This is a genomic window from Sorangium sp. So ce362, from assembly GCF_051519845.1.
GTDB lineage: Bacteria > Myxococcota_A > Polyangia > Polyangiales > Polyangiaceae > Sorangium.
On sequence record NZ_CP150332.1, the window covers coordinates 209,927 to 230,217 of the forward strand.

Annotated in this window: 15 protein-coding genes; 7 read left to right on the plus strand and 8 right to left on the minus strand. The window is 71.2% G+C overall.

The genetic code is table 11. The annotated features are described in order from the left end of the window. The first annotated feature begins 258 nt into the window (after positions 1–258). Positions 259–1,212: an amidohydrolase family protein gene (locus WMF17_RS00845; protein ID WP_437647454.1), complete on the plus strand. Its 954-nt coding sequence runs from the start codon at positions 259–261 to the stop codon at positions 1,210–1,212. 23 nt (positions 1,213–1,235) lie between these two features. On the opposite strand, the gene WMF17_RS00850 is transcribed toward WMF17_RS00845, so the two are convergent. From WMF17_RS00850 to WMF17_RS00865, 4 genes are all read right to left on the minus strand, one after another. Then, the gene (locus WMF17_RS00850; protein WP_437647456.1) at positions 1,236–2,873 is read right to left on the minus strand and encodes a hypothetical protein; all 1,638 of its coding nucleotides are present in this window, start codon (positions 2,871–2,873) and stop codon (positions 1,236–1,238) included. A gap of 74 nt (positions 2,874–2,947) precedes the next feature. After that, positions 2,948–3,991 carry a hypothetical protein gene (locus WMF17_RS00855; RefSeq protein ID WP_437647458.1) on the minus strand — a complete coding sequence of 348 codons (1,044 nt, stop codon included), beginning with the start codon at positions 3,989–3,991 and terminating at the stop codon, positions 2,948–2,950. A gap of 65 nt (positions 3,992–4,056) precedes the next feature. Continuing rightward, positions 4,057–5,331 carry a FecR domain-containing protein gene (locus tag WMF17_RS00860; protein WP_437647460.1) on the minus strand — a complete coding sequence of 425 codons (1,275 nt, stop codon included), beginning with the start codon at positions 5,329–5,331 and terminating at the stop codon, positions 4,057–4,059. Further along, a complete protein-coding gene (locus tag WMF17_RS00865) occupies positions 5,322–5,954 on the minus strand; it encodes an RNA polymerase sigma factor (RefSeq protein ID WP_437600070.1) in 633 nt (210 codons plus the stop codon). The genes WMF17_RS00860 and WMF17_RS00865 overlap by 10 nt, the downstream gene beginning before the upstream one ends. Before the next feature lie 488 nt (positions 5,955–6,442). Between WMF17_RS00865 and WMF17_RS00870 the strand changes: the two genes are divergently transcribed. Next, positions 6,443–9,019 (plus strand): ATP-binding protein, encoded by a 2,577-nt coding sequence (locus tag WMF17_RS00870; protein ID WP_437647462.1) that lies wholly within the window; start codon positions 6,443–6,445, stop codon positions 9,017–9,019. 115 nt (positions 9,020–9,134) lie between these two features. On the opposite strand, the gene WMF17_RS00875 is transcribed toward WMF17_RS00870, so the two are convergent. From WMF17_RS00875 to WMF17_RS00885, 3 genes are all read right to left on the minus strand, one after another. After that, positions 9,135–10,559, minus strand: coding sequence for a M20 family metallopeptidase (locus WMF17_RS00875; protein ID WP_437647464.1), 1,425 nt, complete (start codon positions 10,557–10,559; stop codon positions 9,135–9,137). A 209-nt stretch (positions 10,560–10,768) separates the two neighbouring features. Then, a complete protein-coding gene (locus WMF17_RS00880) occupies positions 10,769–11,971 on the minus strand; it encodes a lanthionine synthetase C family protein (RefSeq protein WP_437647465.1) in 1,203 nt (400 codons plus the stop codon). Positions 11,972–12,044: 73 nt separating this feature from the next. Continuing rightward, entirely contained in the window at positions 12,045–12,791 is a 747-nt protein-coding gene (locus WMF17_RS00885; RefSeq protein WP_437647467.1) for a DUF6884 domain-containing protein, read from the minus strand. 522 nt (positions 12,792–13,313) lie between these two features. On the opposite strand from WMF17_RS00885, the gene WMF17_RS00890 reads away from it, so the two are divergent. Beyond that, positions 13,314–14,168, plus strand: coding sequence for a trypsin-like serine protease (locus WMF17_RS00890; protein WP_437647469.1), 855 nt, complete (start codon positions 13,314–13,316; stop codon positions 14,166–14,168). A 473-nt stretch (positions 14,169–14,641) separates the two neighbouring features. Further along, positions 14,642–14,947 carry a hypothetical protein gene (locus WMF17_RS00895; protein WP_437647470.1) on the plus strand — a complete coding sequence of 102 codons (306 nt, stop codon included), beginning with the start codon at positions 14,642–14,644 and terminating at the stop codon, positions 14,945–14,947. A 127-nt stretch (positions 14,948–15,074) separates the two neighbouring features. Here WMF17_RS00895 and WMF17_RS00900 read toward each other — a convergent pair whose 3' ends face one another. After that, on the minus strand, positions 15,075–16,043 hold the full coding sequence (locus WMF17_RS00900) for a GlxA family transcriptional regulator (protein WP_437647472.1): 969 nt from the start codon (positions 16,041–16,043) through the stop codon (positions 15,075–15,077). 214 nt (positions 16,044–16,257) lie between these two features. Between WMF17_RS00900 and WMF17_RS00905 the strand changes: the two genes are divergently transcribed. From WMF17_RS00905 to WMF17_RS00915, 3 genes are read left to right on the plus strand one after another with little or no spacing between them, the layout of a single operon-like run. Then, positions 16,258–16,626, plus strand: a complete 369-nt coding sequence (locus tag WMF17_RS00905) for a hypothetical protein (RefSeq protein WP_437647474.1) — start codon at positions 16,258–16,260, stop codon at positions 16,624–16,626. Further along, a complete protein-coding gene (locus tag WMF17_RS00910) occupies positions 16,623–16,928 on the plus strand; it encodes a DUF3817 domain-containing protein (RefSeq protein ID WP_437647476.1) in 306 nt (101 codons plus the stop codon). The genes WMF17_RS00905 and WMF17_RS00910 overlap by 4 nt, the downstream gene beginning before the upstream one ends. A gap of 12 nt (positions 16,929–16,940) precedes the next feature. Continuing rightward, the gene (locus WMF17_RS00915; RefSeq protein ID WP_437647477.1) at positions 16,941–20,153 is read left to right on the plus strand and encodes a PEP/pyruvate-binding domain-containing protein; all 3,213 of its coding nucleotides are present in this window, start codon (positions 16,941–16,943) and stop codon (positions 20,151–20,153) included. Positions 20,154–20,291 lie beyond the last annotated feature (138 nt).

Sequence of the window (20,291 nt, forward strand, 5' to 3'; positions counted from 1 at the left end):
ACGGGTGAATAACGACCTTCAAGGCGAGGCTTCGCTGTCGAAGCGCGAGCGTCGAACGTCGAACGAACCAGGGTTGGATGTGGATTGTCAATCACATCATTTTCTCATGCATCCCTCCATTCCTCGTGGCGCCAGCCCGGCTGCCGCGTATCCTTGTCGGCCATGGATCCGCATCGCTCATGTCGCTCTCGTCGCTCGCGCCGTCGTCGTCCTCTATCGATGGTCTCGCACGCGGAACGCTGGGCTCGCGTACGCGGCGTGGCGTGGGGAGCCGCGCTCGCCGCCGTCCTGGGATGCCGCTCCTCGCCGGCCCCGTCGGCCGGTAAGGAGGTCATCGACGTCCATGTGCACCTGACGCAGGCCGACGCGGTGGCACCATTGCTCGCCCACATGGCCAAGCATCGGATCGATCGCGCCGTCATCCTGGCAAGCCCGGACCTGACCAGCGGCCGCGGCGGATCCGGGCTCTCCGGCTACCGCGCAGGCAACGAGATCGTCCTCGACGCGGCGACGGCTCACCCCGGGAAGCTCATTCCGTTCGTCACCGTGGAGCTGGGGCACGACGACCTCCCGTACCTCGCCGAGCTCCGCCGCCGAGGCGCCTGCGGCGTGAAGCTCTACCAGGGGCACAACCTCTTCCACGAGCGTCCCCTCGACGACCCGTCGCACCAGGCGATGTGGCAGGCGCTCGCCGATCAGGCTCTCCCGGTTCTCCTTCATGCCAACACCGTCCGTTACCGGAGCGAGCTCGAGGCGGTCCTGCGCGCCTTCCCCAGCCTGCGGGTGGCGTGCGCACACCTCTGCGGCAGCCGCACCGATCTCGCGCGCGTGGAGTCCTTGATGCAGGCGTTTCCCCGCCTCCTCGTCGATACGAGCCATGGCTCTGCCGGCCCGGCGGCAGAGGGGTTTGCGAACCTCGAGCGCGAGCGCGCCCAGCTCCTCGGGCTGTTCTCTCGCTGGCCCGAGCGCTTCCTGTTCGGGACCGATCTCGTGACGAGCGGGCTGAACCCCACGTCCACGGAGATGTGGGACCTGCAGGCGGAGTCGAACATGGGTCTCTTGAAGGCGGAGAATTTTCGTTTCTTTCGTCGAACCGAAGGTCAATCAGCCCGCGTCCTCGGCACCTATCAGGGCCTTCATCTTCCCCCCGAGCACCTCGACCCCGTCCTCGGTCAGAACGCCGCGCGGTGGCTCGGCGCCTGCCTGCGGTGAATGTCGTCCCGCCGCCCGCGGCCTCAGGGGCCGAACTTCGCGAGGAAAAGATCCAGGGCGAGCCTCGGATTCACCAGCGGCCCCGTGCCAAAGTCGATCGTGCCGAGGAACGGCCCGGCGGCGAACACGTTGCCGGCCGCGTCCATGCCCGTGGAATAGCCGTACTGGTCCCCCCTGTCGCCGGTGTGCTTCACCCAGCGCACGGTGCCCGTCGCATCGAGCTTCGCGACGAAGGCATCGCCATAGGTGCAGGCCATCAGGCCCGTCCCGAAGTCGACGTCGCCGTACATGAAGCCGGTGATGGCGATATCGCCGTCCACGGTCGTCGCGACGTCCAGCGCCGTCTGTGGCCCATGCTGCCCGAGGCGCTTGGCCCAGAGGAGCTCGCCTGCCGGGTTCAGCTTGGTCACGAAGGCGTTGCCGCCCCACGTGATAGAGCCGGACTCAAGATATTCGAACCCTCCTGCGCTCACCAGCGGACCTCCGCCGAAATCCACGCTCCCGAGGAACGTCCCGCTGATGACGATGTCTCCAGCGCCGTCGACCGCGACGCCGTACGCCCTCTGGATCGCGGCGTCGCCGAACCGCTTGCTCCAGAGGTGCTCTCCGGCAGCATCGAGCTTCGCCACGAAGATATCGTCGCGGCCCGCGGAGATCAGCGGCCCGCCGCCGAGGTCGAGCGCCTCGACGAGGTAGGAGCCGAAGCTGCCGGCGAGGACGATGCTGCCCGACGCGTCGAGAGCGACGTTGTGGATCTCCGTATAGCCGTCGAAGTGCTTGCTCCAGAGGCAATGCCCCGCAGGGTCGAATTTCACGATGAACGAGTCGAGCTCATCGGTGCTGGTCAGCGTGGCGTCGCAGAGGCTGATCTGTTGATGGAAGCTCCCTGCCACGACGACGTTCCCGGCTGCGTCCATGGCGATGCTGTCCGCGTATTGATAGGCGTCAGCGCCGAACCGGGTCGACCATACGTGATCTCCGTCTGCCGTGAAGACGGCCACGAAGGCGTCGAGCGATCCGTCCGATCCCACGAGCGGACCGCCTCCGAGATCGATGCTGCTGGCGGAAACCCACCCCGTCGTCGCAATGAGCCCCGCCTGGTTGACCGCGATGTCACGCGCGTAGGTGAAACGGGAGAATTCCTTGTGCCAGAGGACACCTCCTTCGCCGTCGAATTTCGCGAGGGCGAAGGCGTCGCTGCCCCCGGTCGAGAGCGGACCGTCGCCGAAATCGACGCCATCGGCAATCCCCGTCGCGAGGACGACGTTGCCGGCTTCCTCCACGGCGATGCGGCTGCCCGCCCAGAGGCTGGCTCGGTCTGCGTTCGCGCTGAGTTGCCGGCTCCAGAGAGAATCGCCGGTGCCGGGTGCGCCGCCGCTGCCGCCGCTGCCGCCGCCGCCGCTGCCGGCGCCGCCGCTGCCGCCATTGCCGCCGTCGCTGCCATCGCTGCCGCCGCTGCCGCCGCTGCCGCCGCTGCCGCCGCCGCCGCTGCCGCCATTGCCGCCGGCGCCGTCGCTGCCGCCATTGCCGCCGCCGCCGGCGCCTCCTCCCGTCGCATCACCTCCGGCGCCATGGCCGTGAATGGGATCGAGCGGGATCCTGTCGCACGCGGTGGCGAGCGCGACGAGTACAATGCATCCAGGTACGATGAGCTGTTTCAAGGAGAACCCTCCGCTCGCGGTGAAGAAGCACGCGTGTCGTGCTTCCATGAATGGCCGCCCGTCGTCGCGGCGGCTCATCGCTGGACGACGACGCCGAGCGAGAAGGACGCGAGCGGGCTGAACGTCGAGATGACCCGCCCTGCGATCCGGATGTCGACAGGCGGGATCGCCGCGCCGCCGAGCGCGCCTGCCGTGAGATACAAGGAGTCGATGAGCCGAAAACGCGCCTCGCCTCGCCCATACACGAGGGCGGTGAACGTGGACTCGTCGCTGTCGACGTAGGGCGGTCTCGCGTCGCCGGACGCGCTCACATAACCGAGACCCAGGCCGGGGGAGAGGACGAGCCCGAAGCGACGGCTCCTCGCGATGGGCGCGAGGACGAGCTCGGCGCCGAAGAGCGCGGGGAGAAAGCCGACCTTGCCCTCCGACGCCTCGATATCCGGGCCGACGACTGGCACTTTCGCCAGGAGCCCGACGCCGATCCCGGCCGAGGGCCAGATCCGGAGCGAGGCGTCGAGCGCCAGCGACGCGCCCGGCGCCTGCCATCCGACGGCGATCGCGACGCCCACATCGACGAGCGCGGCCCCGGGCGCCGCGGGCACCGGGAACGGCGGCGGGGGCGGCGCCCAGGCGCGGAGCGGCTGGCTGCGCCACGCCTCGTCGGGCACAACGGCCGGAGGCGCGACGGGCGCGACGGGCGCGACGGGCGCGGGCGGGAGCGGCGCCGGCACGACGGCCGGCGGCGCCGCGCCGGCGGGGGCGCGGGCCACCGACCGGAGCGCCCGCACGAGCTCCGCCGCGCGGAGCACTCGGGTGTCGAGCGGGCCGTCGGGCGCCACGCTCGCGACGAGATCCGCCCGTCCGCCCGACTCCGACCAGATCTCGATGGCCCCCTCCTCGCCCTCGGGGACGACGATGAGCAGCCCGCCGGGCGCCACCGCCGTTGGGCTCGCCTCGACCTGCACCCGCAGGCCCGCCGCCTCGAGCTCCTGCGAGAGCCGGTGCGCCAGCGCCCCGCGCGCGCCCGCCACGACGGTGACCGGCGACGGCGCGTCGGCGGCGCACGGCGCCGCGAGCGCCAGGAAGGCGGCGAGCGCGCCGCACGTCGAGCTCGCCACGGCGCGTGCTCCCGGCGCGCTCCGCCGGCGCCGGCCCGACCCCCGTGATCTCCGCGGGCGCAGGCTCAATCCGCCCCACCGGCGAGCGCCGCCGCGAGCCCGGCGTGGGCGCCGTTCGGGTAGGCCGCGAGATAGCGCGCGGCGAGCTCGCGGGCGCGCGCGTGGAGCCGGAGGTTCCTCGCGCACTCCAGGGAGCGGCCGAGCGCCTCCGGCGCGAGCGCGCCGCGGGGTCGCTCCGCGAGGTACACAGCGAACCAGCGCTCGGCCTCCGCCCACGCGCCGCGCCCGTCGAACGCCATGCGGCCGAGGTGGTACGCCGCCGCCGCCGCCGCGTCGCTCCCGGCAAACCGCTGGCGCGCCGCCTCGTAGAACCGGGCCGCCAGGTCCGGCTTGCGCGCCAGCCGCGCCGCGGAGCCGAGATCGACAAGCTCCGCTCCGCCGGCGCGCCCGAGCACCGTGTCGACGCCCACGAGCTCCACGTCCGCGAGCGCGTCGCCGAGCTTGCCCGCGGCGAGGTGCGCGCGCCAGCCGGCGGAGTGAGCCTCGGCCAGGGGCGCCGCCGCGCGGGCCGGCGGCGAGGCAGGGGAGGCGGGCGCGGCGGCGCTCGCGCTCGGGAGGAGGGCGGGAGCCCGCGCCGACGGGCTCGCTCGCGGATCAGCCGCCGGAGGCGCGGCGGCGCGAGGCGCCGCGCACGTCAGCCGTATCGACTCGGGCGCGGCGACGGCGCGCCCGGACGGCTCGACGCAGGGGCCCAGGACGCGCACCCGGCCGGCGATCATCGAGACCGCGAGCTCCTCGGCTTCCGTGTCCCACGTGACGTCGAACTCCGTGCCGATCACGTGGACCTCGAAGGGCCCGCCCGCCACCACCCACCGGGTGTCGCCGCGGTGCACGACACGCACGCGCAGCGATCCGCGCTCCAGGAGGACGCCCGCGCCCAGCGGGCCGACCTCGGTCACGCGGGCGCGCGTCCCCGGCGCGAGATCCACGCGCGACCCATCCGAGAAGTCGAGCCCGACGCGCGACGCGTCGGCGGCGACCCACCGGCCGACGGCGCCCGGCGACCCTTCGACCCGGTAGGTCAACGGGTCGCCCGGCCGCGACAGCGCGAACACGAAGACGAGCGCGAACGCAGCCGCGACGCACGCCGCCGCGAGCGCGAGGCCGACCCGCCGCGAGGAGGGAGCCGCGCTGGCGCGCAGCGAGAGCGCGGCCTCCTTGCGGTAGATCGCCTGGAGCCGATCCGCGGCCCGGGGCCGCGCCAGCCGCTCGAGCGCGGCATCCTGGTGCGCGGCGATCCGGCGCCCCAGGGCCTCGACGTCTTTGGTCCTCAGGTCCATCGGTCGCCCTCCTCGAGCCAGCTGGAGAGCGCCTCGTCCTCCTTGCAGCGCTCGACGAACGCGAGCTCCGCGCGGTGGATCCGGCGCTTGATGGTCGCCAGCGACACGTTGCACGCGGCGGCCACCTCGGTGAGCTCCTGGCCCTCGACGATCCGCAGCGTGAAGGCGAGCCGCTCGTCGGGATCGAGCGTCTCCAGCGCCCGGTAGAAGGCGCGCACGCCCTGCCGCGCCTCCGGATCGACGCTGGCCGCGATCTCCGGCAGCTCGTCGCTCGCGAAGAACGCGAGCCAGCGGTGACGCCGCTTCCTGCGGATCGCCTCGCGCGCGACGAACACGGTGACGCCGGTGATGAACGGCTTCAGCGCCTCGGGCTCGCGCACGTCGTCGATGCGCGAGAACACCCGGGCGAACACGTCCTGCACCAGGTCCTCCAGGCTCCGGATGTCGCCCAGGATGCGAAACAGCATCCGCTCGACGAGGCCCGCATACGCGTCGAGCAGGCGGCGCTCCGCCGCGGGATTCCGGGCGTGCAGGCCGCGCAGGAGGTCGGGCGAGGTGGGCTGCGCGCCGGCAGGGCGGTCCGGTGGACGAGGCTTTCGGACGACGCGGAGGTGCACGGACATCGCGGTAGCCCGTTAGATGGCCGGACCCCGTCGCGACGGCTCATCCAGGGCGAGCCGCGCCGCCCGCGCCCACGATCGGCGTCCTGTGGCCCGGCCGCTCCCGCCCCACATCGCCCTTCCCCCGCACCTCCTCCTCGCTCATGACTTAACCGGTTCATGTAATGACACGCTCCGCGGGACGCCCCGTCCGGCTCCCCCCGATGCGATGTCTCCCACCACCGCGCCTCCCCGCCGACACACCGCGGCTCGCCGCGCCTGCTCGCGCGTCCCCGGGCCGCATTGCCGCGGCGCCCCCGGTCCGCGCGGCGCCCCGGCCCCCGAGGGTTTGCGCGGGAGCCATTGCGTGAGATAGGATGCTCAACGGGTCTCAGATCCATCCCCGGCGGCCCGCGGAGCAGCCAGACTGCAGGGAGGTCGCGTGGGGGCCGCCGGTCAGGAGCGCCGCGCGGACAGCCACGGAGAGCTCCGCCCGTCGTCACGGCCTTCCTATGTCGGATTCGAAAGAGCGAAAGCGCAAGCAGCCGAGCCTGGCCGAAACCCAGCAAGAGCAGCTCTTACGGCACATCATCTCGACGTTTCCTTACAGCATCTGGTGGAAGGACCGTGACTGCGTCTACCTCGGCACCAACGAGATGAGCGCCCGGGGAGCGGGGCTGAGCCGCGCGGACGACATCATCGGCCTCACCGACCACGACCTGCCCTGGACCCCCGAGGAGGCGGAGAACTACATCCGCCTCGACAAGGCCGTCATGGCCTCGGGCGAGCCGATGCTGAACATCGAGGAGACCCAGCGCCAGGCCGACGGCAGCCAGCGGTACCTGCTCACGTGCAAGGTGCCGCTCAAGGACGAGAACGGCGAGGTGTTCGGCATCCTCGGCTCCTGGACCGATATCACCGATCGCAAGCACACCGAGCTCGCGCTCGCCCGCGCCAAGGACGAGGCGGAGCGCGCCAACAACGCCAAGAGCGACTTCCTCGCCACGGTGAGCCACGAGCTGCGCACACCCCTCACCCTGATTCTGTCCCCGCTGGAGCGACTCCTCGAGACCCAGCACACGGCGTTGCCGGGCGATGTGCGCGACGAGCTGGAGCTCATCCGCCGCAACACGGCGCGGCTTCTCAATGTGGTGAGCGACCTCCTCGACTTCTCCAAGGCGGAGGCGGCGCGCATGGAGGTCGACTGGGAGCCCGTGGATGTTAACCGGTTCACTTCGCTGATGCTGAGCGATATCCGGCCGAGCGCGGTGGTCCGCGGGCGGACCCTGGCCATGACCGGCGACGCGGTCGGCGTCGTCCTGCTGGATCGCTACAAGTACGAGCGCATCCTGCTCAACCTCATCAGCAACGCGCTGAAGTTCTCCCACCCCGGGGGGCACGTCGAGGTCGCGCTGCGCGCGCTCGACGACGCGTGGTTCGAGCTCAGCGTGCGCGACGAGGGGATCGGCATCCCGCGGGGCGAGCTCGGCAAGCTGTTCTCGAAGTTCACCCAGGTCGACGGCTCGGTGAAGCGGAGGTACGAGGGCACGGGGCTCGGGCTCTCGCTGGTCAAGCAGTTCGCGGAGCTCATGCGCGGCTCGGTCGCGATCGAGAGCGAGAGCGACCAGGGGACGACCGTCCGCGTGCGCCTGCCGCTTGCGGTCGACGACGCCGGGCCGGGGTCGCGCAGCGAGAACAGCACCGCGCAGACGCGGCGCTGGCTCAGCTCGCTGCCGCCCGTGGCGATCTCGGCCGGCGGCGGCGGGCCGGAGGAGGGCGCCGGCGCGCCGCGCGACGGGCGCCTGTCGAGCAGACCGCCGGGGCCGCCGTCCGCCGCCCGGCCGGGCGCGGAGGCGGACAGGCCGCTGCTGCTGCTCGTCGACGACAACCCGGACATGCGGCAGTTCATGCGCTCGCTGCTGTCTCCGAGCTACCGCCTCCTGGAGGCGACGAACGGCCTCGAGGCGCAGCGGCTGATCGAGCGCTCGCCCCCGCAGGTCATCGTCTCCGACATGATGATGCCGCTGATGTCGGGCATCGAGCTCATCGCCTGGCTGAAGGCCCACCCCGTGCTGCGCCACGTGCCGGTCATCCTCGTCACGGCCCGCGCCGACGACGAGGCGGTCGCGTCGGGGCTCGACGGCGGCGCCGACGAGTACCTCGTGAAGCCGTTCTCCCCGCGGGAGCTCCTGGCGCGCGTGCGGTCGATGGTGCGGCTGTACCGGTCATACCAGCAGCTCGGCGCGGAGCAGGCCGAGATCGCGCGGCACTCGGGCATGGCGCAGGTCGCGATGGACGTCCTCCACAGCGTGGGCAACACGCTGAGCAGCGCCGGGGTCACGGCCGAGCTCGTGCGGGAGCGCCTCGGGAGGTCGCGGCTCCCGCGCCTGACGAGGGCCCTCTCCGAGCTGATGAGGGGCGGTCCGGAGGTCGCGGATCCGGCGGACGAGCCGCGCAGCGAGAGCCTGCGCCGCTACGTCGACCTGGCGCTCGCCGCCCTGGAGCAGGAGCAGGCGGAGACCGCGGCGGACGTCGAGCGCGTGCGCGAGCAGCTCGACGTCATCCGCGACGCCATCCGCGCGCAGGAGCGGTACGCGTACAGGAACGCGTACCGCACGGAGCGGCTCTCCGTGAGCGAGGTGGTCCAGGAGTCGCTGCACGTGCACGGGGTGGCGCTCGTGAGCGCGCGCGTCGCCCTCCGGCTCGATCTGCGGCCGATCGACGACATCGTCGCGAACCGCCATGATCTGCTGACCATCCTCTACAACCTCCTCGACAACGCGCGGGCGGCGTTCGGCGAGGGGGAGACGCGCGAGCCCTGGATCGAGATCGCGACATGGCAGGACGGGGCCGAGGTGTGCTGCGCCGTGGAGGACAACGGGCCAGGCGTCCCCGAGGGCGCGCGGATGCAGGTGTTCCAGTACGGGTTCACGACCCGGGAGGGCGCGAACGGCATCGGGCTGCACTTCTCGGCGAACCGGATGAAGAGCTTCGACGGATCGATCCGGATCGAGGAAGGCCGCGAGCGCGGGGCGAGGGTCGTGCTCACGTTCGCGGCCGCCCCCGGCGGGGCCGCGCGCGCCCGCTGAGGGGCGTGGCCCTGCCTGAGACCGAAGGCCGGAAGTTGGAAGAAAAGCTCAATGATCTTCCCGCCTTCCAGCCTTCATGCGCGCTCTCTCCGGGCCGATGCGACCGCGACCCCGCTCAGCGCGGCCGCGCGGCGTGGTCCGCGATCACGCTCGCCACGCAGCAGGTCAGCTTCTTCCCCATGCCGAGGTGCAGGAACTCGTTCGGACCGTGCGCGTTCGATTGCGGCCCGAGCACGCCGGTGATCAGGAACTGCGCCTCCGGGAACTTCTCCCCGAGCATCGCCATGAAGGGGATCGTCCCGCCCTCGCCGATCCCCATCGCCGGCCGGCCGAAGAACGCCTGCGACGCCTTGCTCACCGCCGCTTCAAGCCAGGGCGCCGTCGCCGGCGCGTCCCAGCCGGGCGACGGCTCGCTCACGTGGAACCGGACCTGCGCGCCGTACGGCGGGTCCTGCTCCAGCGTCTGCTTCAGGGCCGCCGCCGCCTTCCTCGGGTCGACGCGCGGCGGGATGCGCATCGAGAGCTTCGCCCTCGTGAACGGGCGCAGCACGTTGCCCGCGCTGGCGAGGGGCGGGAGGCCGTCGGCGCCGGTCACCGAGAGCGCGGGGCGCCAGGTGCGGTTCAGGAGGAGCTCCGCCACGTCGCCGGTCACCGGGCCCGCGCCCTGCACCCACGGCAGCTCGCTCACGACCGTCGCGCCGAGCACCTCGGCCGCGGCCCGCGCCTGCGCCACGCGCTCGTCCGGGATCTGCACGTGCAGCGCGTCCACGAGGACGCGCCCGGTCCGCTCGTCCTCGACGCGCGACAGGAGCTGGCGCAGGACGCGGAAGGTCGAGGGGACCACGCCGCTGCCGACGCCCGAGTGCACGCCCTCGCGCAGGATGCTCACCTCGAGGGTGCCCTGGAGGAGCCCGCGGAGCGACGTCGTGGTCCAGAGCTGGTCGTAGTTGCCGCAGCCGGAGTCGAGGCACACGACGAGGCTCGGCTTGCCGATGCGGTCCGCGAGCGCGTCGATGTAGGCCGGCAGGTCCTGGCTGCCGCTCTCCTCGCAGCCCTCGATGAGCACCACGCAGCGCGCGTGCTTCAGCCCCTGCTCGTGCAGGAGGCGCAGCGCGGCGAGCGACGCGAAGCCCGAGTAGCCGTCGTCGGCGCCGCCGCGGCCGTAGAGCCGGTCGCCGTCGCGCACCGGCTCCCAGGGGCCGAGCCCCTCGCGCCAGCCCGTCATCTCGGGCTGCTTGTCGAGGTGGCCGTAGAGGAGCACCGTGTCGTCGCGCCGGCCCGGCACCTCCATCAGGATCACCGGCGTGCGGTTCGCGATGCGCACGATCTCCACCGTGAGCCCCGGGATCGGCTGCGCCTTGCACCAGGCGGCGATGAGCGACGCCGCCTTCTCCATGTGGCCGCTCTCGCGCCAGGCGGGGTCGAAGGCGGGCGATTTGTTGGGGATACGGATGTAGTCGTGGAGCGCGGGGACGATCTCCTGCTCCCAGCAGCGCTCGCAGGACGCGACGGCTTCACTCTCGTCGAGCTTCGTCAGCATGGATCTCTCCAGGGGGTTGAGGACGGCGGTGATCTTCGGGACGGACTCTACAGCGCCGGCGACGCGGGGGGGGCCGACGACCGGGGAGGTCTGGCATCTTCGGCGGGGCGCCGCGCGGAGCGCGCGCAGGCGGACGGGCTCCGCGTCTCGCCGGGGCGGCCGCCGCCCTGGCGAGCGGGGCGGGCCAGCGCTCGCCGGGCGCGATGTCGTCACCACAGGCTGTCGAGCCCAGGCATACCGCGGCTGCGCCCATCGAGGCAGTCGAGCAGCGTGCAGGCCAGCCCGGCGTCCCCGGTCCACAGGCTGTAGCGCCACTGGCCAACCCGGTTGAGCTCGGCCTCGGACTGCGCGAGGGCCCACATGGCGAATTCGCGGGCGCGATCGAGCCAGAAGGCGTCCTGGGTGCGCCGGTACATCTCCAGCAGGGCGGCCCCGTTGCCGTCGGTGCCGTGGCACAGGGCCACCCCCTTCGCCAGCGGCCCGGCGGCCACGATCGACCGCGCGCCCTGGAGCAACAGGGGTAGCGCCTCGGGCAGCTCCGCGTGGCGCAACGACGTGATGATCCCCGGCGCGCCGTGGCACCACTGCAAGAGCAGCTTCGACGGCGATTCCGTGTGCGCAGGCCAGTTGGCGAGCTCTCCATCGATCACCGCCAGGCGGTCGAGCCCCTGCAGGGTCCGCGCGCGCAGCGCAGTCTGCTGCTCCGGGCTCAGCAGGGGCCGGGCGCGCCAGAGCGAATAGAGATTGCCGGCCCAGCCGTGAGCGGCGCCGAGATAATGGATCCGGCGGCCGTACAGGTCCTGTTCCCACAACCACACGTCCCGGGCCTCGTCGTGAACCCAGCTCTCCCAGAGCGCCGCCGCGCTGTCGCGGATCAGCTCCGCCCAGCGCTCGTCCCCGGTCGCCTCGTGCAGGAACAGCGCCGCGATCATCGTCCCGGGCGCGCCCCACAGCGCCTCGCGCGTCGGGTTCACGCGATTCTCGCGGATCATCTCGGCCAGGCGAGCGGCCTTGTGCGCGTCCGGTCGGGCAAGACAGCAGATCGTCAAGAGCGCGCTCTCGCCGAGGAACCACGACGGCACGCGAGCGCCGTCGTCGGGCGAGCGCGTGTAGTCCTCCAGCACCTGATCGAAGATCTGCGGCAGGCCCATCGGCAGATTGCAGAGGCCCGCCGCCGCGACGCGGGCGAGGGCGAGCCAGACGCCGCTCGCACCGAAGTACAGGCTGTTGAGCGGGGCGGGCGACGCCGGCTCCGGGAAGTCCTCGGCGTCGCGCGGGTGGACCGGCCAGGCTTGCCGGGCCCGGACCGAAAGCGCGTCGGCGGCCCATCGCTGCAGCCAGGAGCGCGCGCGGCCGGGGTCCCAGGTCTCGGGCGGCAGCGTGACGTGGCGTGTCGGAAGGTAGAGGGTCATGCGGTCTTTCGGCGGCGCGACGACGCGCCGAGCCGGCCCAGGGTAGCAGCGAAGCAGCAGCGAAGCCGGAGCGCTACACGCTATCCCAACCACAGATTCCCCCAAGGACGAAGTTGCGGTGGCGAACCGGCGCGATCCGTCGGGACGAATCGGCGGTGCCGAACCGTCGCGACCCGTCGCTTTCCGCGGGAATTTCGGGGCAAGTGACGACGGAGCGCGGCTCCTCGGAAGGCATGGTCCCAACCCGGGGCCGACCGCCGGGCCTCGGGCCTGGCACGCTCACGCCGGAGGACCGTTCGCCTCGATCCGCCGTGGTCGCCTCGCTCGCCGAGGCCCTCACCCGCGCGGTGCACGGCGCGAACGAGGCGATCCTCAAGGCGCGGCTGCTGCGGGATCCGGCACACACCCGCGGGCGCTGCCGTCGCTGCTCGAAGCAATAGCGCTGTGGCAGGGGCTGCCAGTGCGCGCCGTGCAGAAGTGCGTCCGCGTAGATCTCGCCCGCGAGGATCACGAGCTGCGACGGCGCGCGGAACGACGGCAAGAGCTCGCCGATCGTGCGCACGCCACAGCCCTCGCGCTCGCTCTTCCTGAACTCGCGCAGGTTCCGGTCATACGGGTGGAGCACGGTCTTCGGAGAGACCGCGCCGTAGAAGGCTGAGACGATGAGCACCACGTCGCACGTCTTCTCGGCGTACTCGTAGGCGGCGCGAAAGAGCGTCGACGTGTAGAAGTCCTTGGCTGGCGGCGGCCTCTTTCTCTTCAAGGCCGAGCAGCCCACGAGGGTAACCCGTGGGGCGCCCGGCAGCTTCTCGGTGAACATGTTCCGCCTCGAGAAGTGCGCATCGGAAGTCCAGCGAGAGGACTCGGCGACTCCGATGACGCAGTGATTGTCCTACTTCTTCGTATTGCTAGCGCCACTGTGTTACGCAAGATATATAAATATTTGAAATTACTTGTGTTTGTTTGATCCGTGACATGGTAAAAATATCGAATAATTCCAAGCTATTGCACGAGGGCGTGATTCCGCCGTGCTAAAATCTGCCTGCGATGACATGTCACGCCCCACCCGTGACATGTCACGCCCCACCCGTGACATGTCACGCCCCACCCGTGACATGTCACGCCGGGCGACCCTCCGATCGGCCGGCGTTTTTGCCCCAGCGGCATGGAACATCGCTCCCATGAAATGGCTCGACGATTGCTATGGCTGAGATCGGCGCGGTGACCGGAAGCATCGACGCACCGAGGTCTGGCGCTCCGATCGGCCTCCAGCGACGGGCACCACGAGCCTGAGCCCGGCTCAGCTCAGCGACCCCAGAGATGCTTTGCACGGAGGAAGAACATGTCGAATTTGCTTAAGCCGCTAGGATTCGTGGCGTTGCTCGCCCTCATGGGCGGTTGCGCGATTGAGGGTACCGACTCGGACGAGACAGGGACTGAGACCGAGACCGAGGAGGTCGGCAGCTCGGAGCAGGAGGTCAGAAACGGGCTGTGGGCACCTCTCCCCAGCGCGGACGGAAGCGTGTACATCACTGCAGAGCGATTGGCCAACGGCGTGCTCTTCCGCAAGTTCGGCACGGGAATGCTGTTGAGCCCGAGATGGATCTTGACCGCCGGGCATGTCGTTGACTCGAGCACTCTCTCCGGCAATCCGACCCAGATCACGGTGAGATGGGGCCACGCGACAGACCCGAGCGCGCCCACGCGCACCTATCAGGCCGTCTATTTTCACTCGACACACGTGTCCGGCGGTGTCACGTCGTCCACTTCGTTGACGGATGTGGACATCGCGCTGGTCCACCTCACGACTGGATTCACCGGCGCTGTGACGCGTTCGATTAGCACGGCGTCGTGGTCTGCGCTCCTGGCCCTGAACTCGACCTTGAGCTGCTGCGGCTACGGGCTGACGGCGAACACGGGCAGCTCCACCGGGGTTCTGCACTGCGGGGCCATGCCCGTCCTGACGGCCACCGACAAAGTCGTGGTGCTCAGCCCGAATGTGCTCGACCAGCTGCCGCTGTATGGTGACTCGGGCAGCTCGTGCATCGACGTCTTCGGAGGAGCGGGCATCGCCGGGGTCGTGAGCGCGAATTCCTTCCTATCGCCGGGCAGCCCGGCCGGCGGCGCGTATGTCGTGCCAGCTGATCGGTTCAGAACCTTTGTACAGAATACAATGGCCACCGTCGGCGGGCTGTGAGCTCGACAGCGGAGGAGCGCCGGCTGCTGCAGCGCCACCTGCCCGCGCGCGTGCGGCGGTGGAAGCGGCCGATCCGATTTCGAGTGTCTGCCCGGATGGCGCCGTGATACCTTCAGCGACGCGCTGCGCGGCTCGCCGGTGACAGATAACGCAGGATTCCCATGAACGCTCGCTCCGCGATCGGCTCGATTCTGCTCTGGCTCGGCGCCGCCGCCTGCGGTGCGCGCGCGGCGTCGCCCGGCCCTGCGGCCGTGCAGGGGCCTCCGCCGGTCTCGACCCCCTCGGCTGCCGCAGCGCCTCCCCCCGTTCCGTCGGAGCGTCCGGCTGCCGCGGCGCCCTCGACGGATGGCGGCGCAGCTCCGGAGCCGGGGGCGGCCGCTTCCCAGGCGCCACCCGCCGAGGAGCCGCCGGCACCTCCGACCCAGGAAGAGAGAGCGGCCGCGAACGTCCCGCCTTGTACGGTCCAGTCCGCCGTGTTGGTCATCTCGCTGGTGATCGAGGTGCAGGACGCGTCGACGAAGGAGCCGCTCTGCGACGCAACGGCGACGCTGACGAGCCCGCAGGGGAAAGAGATCCCCACGCATAAACCGCACGGGGACTGCAAATCTTCGTGGGTCGTCCATGCTGCGGGCAAGTACACCCTGCGCGCGTCGCATCCTGGTTATGCGACGCGAACCAGGACGGTGCCCATCGGGCGGAGAGACTGCGTCTTCCAGGCGCCAGGCTTCATGTTCCCGCTCCCGCCCTTGAAAGGGGCGCCTCCGAAGGCTGTGAAGTGAACGCGGCTCCTTAGCCATTGACCTCAGGGCTGCCTCATCGTCGATGCATGGATAAGCCGTTGATACGGCGTCACTCTTCCAGGAGGGCTGGCGCGCGCGCTCGCGCGACGGCGGCGCTCGCACCGAGTCAGCCGCGGCGTCCGTCCTGCGGGCGCGTGCGGCTCCGAAACGCGCTCCGGTAGGCCTGCGGGCTGGTGCCAGCCACGCGGTGGAAGTGCTGGCGGAACGCGGCCACCGAGCCGAAGCCGACGTCGGACGCGACCCGCTCCACCGATCGCGCCGTCGTCTCCAGCAGGAGCTGCGCTCTGCGCACGCGGGCGCGCAGCAGCCACTGCAGCGGGGTCGTCCCCGTCTGTTCCTTGAAGCGCCGGTTCAGCGAGCGGACGCTCATCGCCGCCTGCCGGGCGATGTCGCAGAGCGCGATCTCCTCGCGCAGGCTCTCCTCGATCCAGTCGAGGACGCGGCTCAGCGAGCTGCCGTCGGCGGTGGGCGGCGCGTGCACGATGAACTGCGCCTGACCGCCGTCGCGCTCGAGCGGCATCACCGAGAGGCGCGCCGCCTCCGCCGCGACGGCCGCCCCGTGGTCGAGCCGGACCATGTGCAGGCACAGGTCGAAGCCCGCAGCTGCGCCGGCGGACGTCAGCAGTTGTCCGCAATCCACATAAAGGACGCTCGGATCGACCTCGACGCGCGGAAACCGCCGCGCGAGCTCCCCGGCGGCGAGCCAGTGCGTCGTCGCCCTCCGCCCGTCCAGGAGCCCGGTCGCGGCGAGCAAGAACGCTCCGGTGCAGATCGAGGCGACACGGGCCCCGGCGCCGGCCGCCGTCCGCACGGCGCGGAGCAACCGTTCCGGTACGGGGCGACCGATGTCGGCGACCCCCGGGAGGATCACCGTGTCGGCCCTGCGGAGCTCCTCGAGCCCGTGACGGACCCGCAAGGCGAAGGTCCCAGCGTCGACCTCCTTCGCAGCGGCGCACACGCGGACTTCGTAGCCAGGGCGTCCGTTCGGGAGCCGCACGCGTCCAAACACCTCGTTCGGGATCGATAGATCGAAGGCCACGACGTCGTCGAAGGCGGCGATGGCGACGCGATGCATGGCCGGATTATGCATGCAGGCCATGATCGCGCCAGGCCAGCTCGCGCGACGACCAGCGGGCATTTCGGCTCCGCCGTGGCGTTCGAGCCGCTTGGCCAGAACCTGGCGATGTTTGGCGTTTCAGCCGATCGCGCGGCCGCGGCGCGCGTGCGATGGTATCGTTCATGGTCAGGCGGGAACGCGGGGCTCCGGTGAGAGGCCCCCGGGGGGCGAGATGATGCTGTACCAGCTGGTCCTGACGCTGAAGTTTCTCGGCGCGATGGGGTACGCCGGCGGGCTCGTCGCGAGCTTCGTCACGGCGGATCCGCGCGAGCGGAAGCGAGCCGTGCACCGCATCGCCTCTCCGAGCCTGCTCGCGACGTGGTGCGCCGGATACGCCCTGGCCGCTCTCGGTGGTTTTCGGATGTCCGAGCTGTGGGTCGTCGGCGGGCTCGCGCTCTCCGTCGGCTCCAACGTCATCCTCGTCTACTGCGTCTCGCGTGACAAGCGGGGTCATGGAGCGTTCTCGTGCGCTGCGCTTCCGCTCGCCGGCGTCGTCGGGCTCATGGTCCTCAAGCCGACGTGGGCGCAGGTGTTCCAGTGAGCTCGCTTCATTCCTTGCGTCTGGCGAGCCTCATCGAGGGGGCATCCCTGCTGCTCCTCCTGCTGGTCGCCATGCCGCTGAAGTACGGTCTCGGCCTGGCGATCGCGGTGCGCGTCGCCGGAACCATTCACGGTCTGCTCTTTCTCGTGCTGCTCTCGGTCGCTTCTCGGGCGTATTTCGAACGAGCGGTCCCGACGAGGAGCTTGCTCCGCGTCCTCGGCCTGTCGCTCGTCCCGCTCGGGTTCCTCGCCGCCGAGCGGCTGCTGCGACGCGACGCTGACTCGAGGACGACCCGCCCCTGACGGTGGCCGCGCGTGAGCTGGCACAGCTCGGCGCATCGTACGCTGGGTCAGAAGGCCAAGTGTTTGAATTTGATGACTTTATTGGCTGTGCCGGGCGCCGCCCGGCGTGGCATACGGCATGCTGACGGAGCGGGCATGACGGCAAGCTCATCCCTCGATCGCCGCCCCCCTCGTTCGCGCCGTGCGCGTGCGGGGGCGGGCCTCTTGTCGTTGGCCCTCTTCGTCGGCTGTTCGGGCGAGACGCTCGACCCGCCGCCGGGGCCGCCGGACCCGCCGGACCCGCCGGACCCGCCGAGCTGCGACTTCGTGGCTCCTGCGGGCGGCGCGCCCGCGCCGAGCGGCGGTCTGCGCATCAACGAGGTGATGACCGGCAACGACGGCGCGTGGGTCGATGAGATCGGCGAGACGGACGATTTCATCGAGCTGATCAACATGGGCGACCGCGCGCTCGATCTCGGGCAGTACTTTCTGGGCGACAAGCTCGGCAAGGCGACGCGGCTGCCGGAGCTGGCGCTCGATCCGGGTCGAACGGTGCTGTTCTGGGCCGACGACACGCCCGATCAGGGCCCGCGGCACCTGCCGTTCAAGCTCTCGAACTCGGGCGCGCGCGTGCTGCTGTGGTCGGCGTCGTGCGAGCTCGCCGACGTGGTGGAGGTGCCGGAGCTGCCGCGCTCCGAGAGCTACGCGCGGCTGCCCGACGGCACGGGCGAGCCGTCGATCTGCCGCTATGCCACGCCCGAGCGCGAGAACGGCGAGACCTGCGATCCGCCGGAGCCGCCGAACCTCGACGACGGCATCCAGTTCGCGCCTTTCCCGTGGCCCGAGCCGTTCCCGGCCATCGCCGGGCCGCTGGTCATCTCGGAGCTCTCGCTGCGGCCCGCGGGGTTCGTCGAGGTGCTGAACGCGAGCGCCGAGGCCGTGGAGCTCGACGCCTTCGCGCTGAGCCTCGCGACGCTCTCGCCGGGACAGGCGATGCCCGGCGCCGGCGTGGGCGTGCTGCTCGCGTGGCCAGAGCCGTCGGCCACGCTCGCGCCAGGGGAGCGCGTGAGCGTTCCGGTGAGCGCGGGCGATACGGCCGAGCTCGAGGCCTCGCCGGATTTCGAGGGCATCGTGACGCTGCGGCAGGTGGACCGGCCGGTGCCGAGCGATCGGGTCGACTTCATGGCATGGCCGGAAGGCGCCTCGCTGGCCCGCGTGCCCGACGCCACCGGGACGCCGCGCTTCTGCGCAGCGGCGAGCCCCGGCGCCGCGAACGAGGGCTGCGCCGAGCTGCCGGGGCGTGCGCTCGCGAGCGGGCGCGCGCGTCGGCTGGAGACCGCCGGCGATTTCGCCGAGCTGGCCAGGGGCGGCACCGAGGTCGGCGAGGCCGGCGTCAAGTTCGTGATCGACATGGCCGCGAACGACACCGTGCATCTGTTGAGCACGCGCCAGTGGGCGCTCCACTACACCTTCATCCGCGAGCAGATCCAGAGACTGCCGCACCTCGATCGCTGCGACCCCGAGCAAGCCGCGGAGTTCAACCTCGGCTGGGGGCTGTTCAGCCAGACCGAGTACTTCAGCGTCGAGGGCCGGCGCTACCTCCTCGGCACGCTGGTGGAGCACACGAACGGCACAAAGACCGTCGAGTTCTCTCCCGGCGACAAGATCGTCGGCGAGCAGATGCGACGCGCGTTCTTCGCGGTGATGAAGGCGGTGCCCGACCCGCAGGCGTGGGCGATCCGGCCCACCGAGGCGCGCCAGATCGCCGAGCTGCGCGCGATCGAGGGGAGCGCGCCGCTGGTCGGGCCGAACGCGCCGTACAAGGGGCTCACCTACCAGCCGCTCAATCCGGCCGAGGGCTTCGGCACGCTGACGTTCGTCCCGGCGCGCGACCTGGAGACGGCCGAGCTCGGCCCGAACGTGATCGTGGTGACGGACGACGTGCCGAACGAGACGGCGTTCATGGGCGGCCTCATCACCGAGGCGTTCCAGACGCCGCTGGCGCACGTGAACGTGCTGGCGCGCGGCCGGGGGACGCCGAACATGGCCCTGCGCCGCGCGCGCGACGACGAGCGCCTCAAGGGCCTGTTCGGCAAGCTGGTGCGGCTCGAGGTGCGGGCGTCGGACTTCGACCTCCGCGAGGCGACCGCGCAGGAGGCGGACGCTTACTGGGAGGCGCGCAAGCCGACCGGCGCACGGCTCGCGCCGGCGCTCGACCTCTCCGTGCACGGGATCGTGTCGCTCGACGCCGCGGGCTATTCGATGAGCGACAGCATCGGCTCCAAGGCGGCAGGCATGGCCGAGCTGTACCGCGTGAGCGGCGTGGGGCCGTATTGCCCGACCGACCTGGTGCCGCTGTACGTGCCGCCCGCTGCGTTCGCGATTCCGTTCGCGCATTACATGGATCATTTCCAGGCGAGCGGCGCGGCGGAGCTCCTGGCCGACCTCGAAAAGGATCCCGAGTTCCGTGCCGATCCGCACGCGCACGCCGAGGGGCTGGCGCAGGTGCGCGCGCGGATGCTGGCGCACCCGGTCAATCGCGATCTCATGGGCGAGGTCACGGCCGCCGTCAAGCGACGCTTCGGCGGCGACCGCGTGCGCCTGCGCAGCAGCAGCAACACCGAGGATCTGGCGACCTTCAACGGCGCGGGGCTGCACACGTCGACGAGCGGCGAGCTGGACGCGGCGTCGAGCTCCCTCGAGGGCGCGCTGCTCACGGTCTGGTCGAGCCTCTGGAACACGCGCGCCTACGACGAGCGCGAGTTCGGCCACGTCGAGCAGGCGAGCGCGGCGATGGCCGTGCTCGTGCACCAGGCCTGGCAATCGGAGCGCGCGCAGGGCGTGGGCATCAGCCGCAACGCGCTCGATGCGACCCGCGACAGCCAGTACTACATCAACGCGCAGATCGGGGAGGCGTCGGTCACAAACCCCGCGCCCGGCGTGAGCAGCGACGAGATCGTGTACACGCCGCCGCCCCGCACGATCAAGGCGGAGTACCACGCGCGTTCGAGCCTGTCGCGCGGGCGCGACGTGCTGTCGTTCCCGGAGGTCCAGCGGCTCGGCTGCGTGCTCAAGTCGATCCACGACCATTACAGGCCGCTTGTGGACCCGGACGGGGAGAACCGGCTGTACGCGATGCAGATCGAATGGAAGCTGATGGGGCCGGAGCGCCGGCTGCTGGTCAAGCAGGCGCGGCCCTACAGCTTCGGCGCGCTCCAGGCGCCGGGCGACTGCCGCGAGTACTAGCCCGTTCCCGTCCCGCGAGTCCACGCGAGCGGCGGGCTCGACGTTCGGCCCCGGCTTGCTCACCCCTCCGGCGCCACCGGCAGCCCGAGCAGCCGACCGATCGCCTCATTCTTGACAGATCGGAATGGCTCTGCGCGG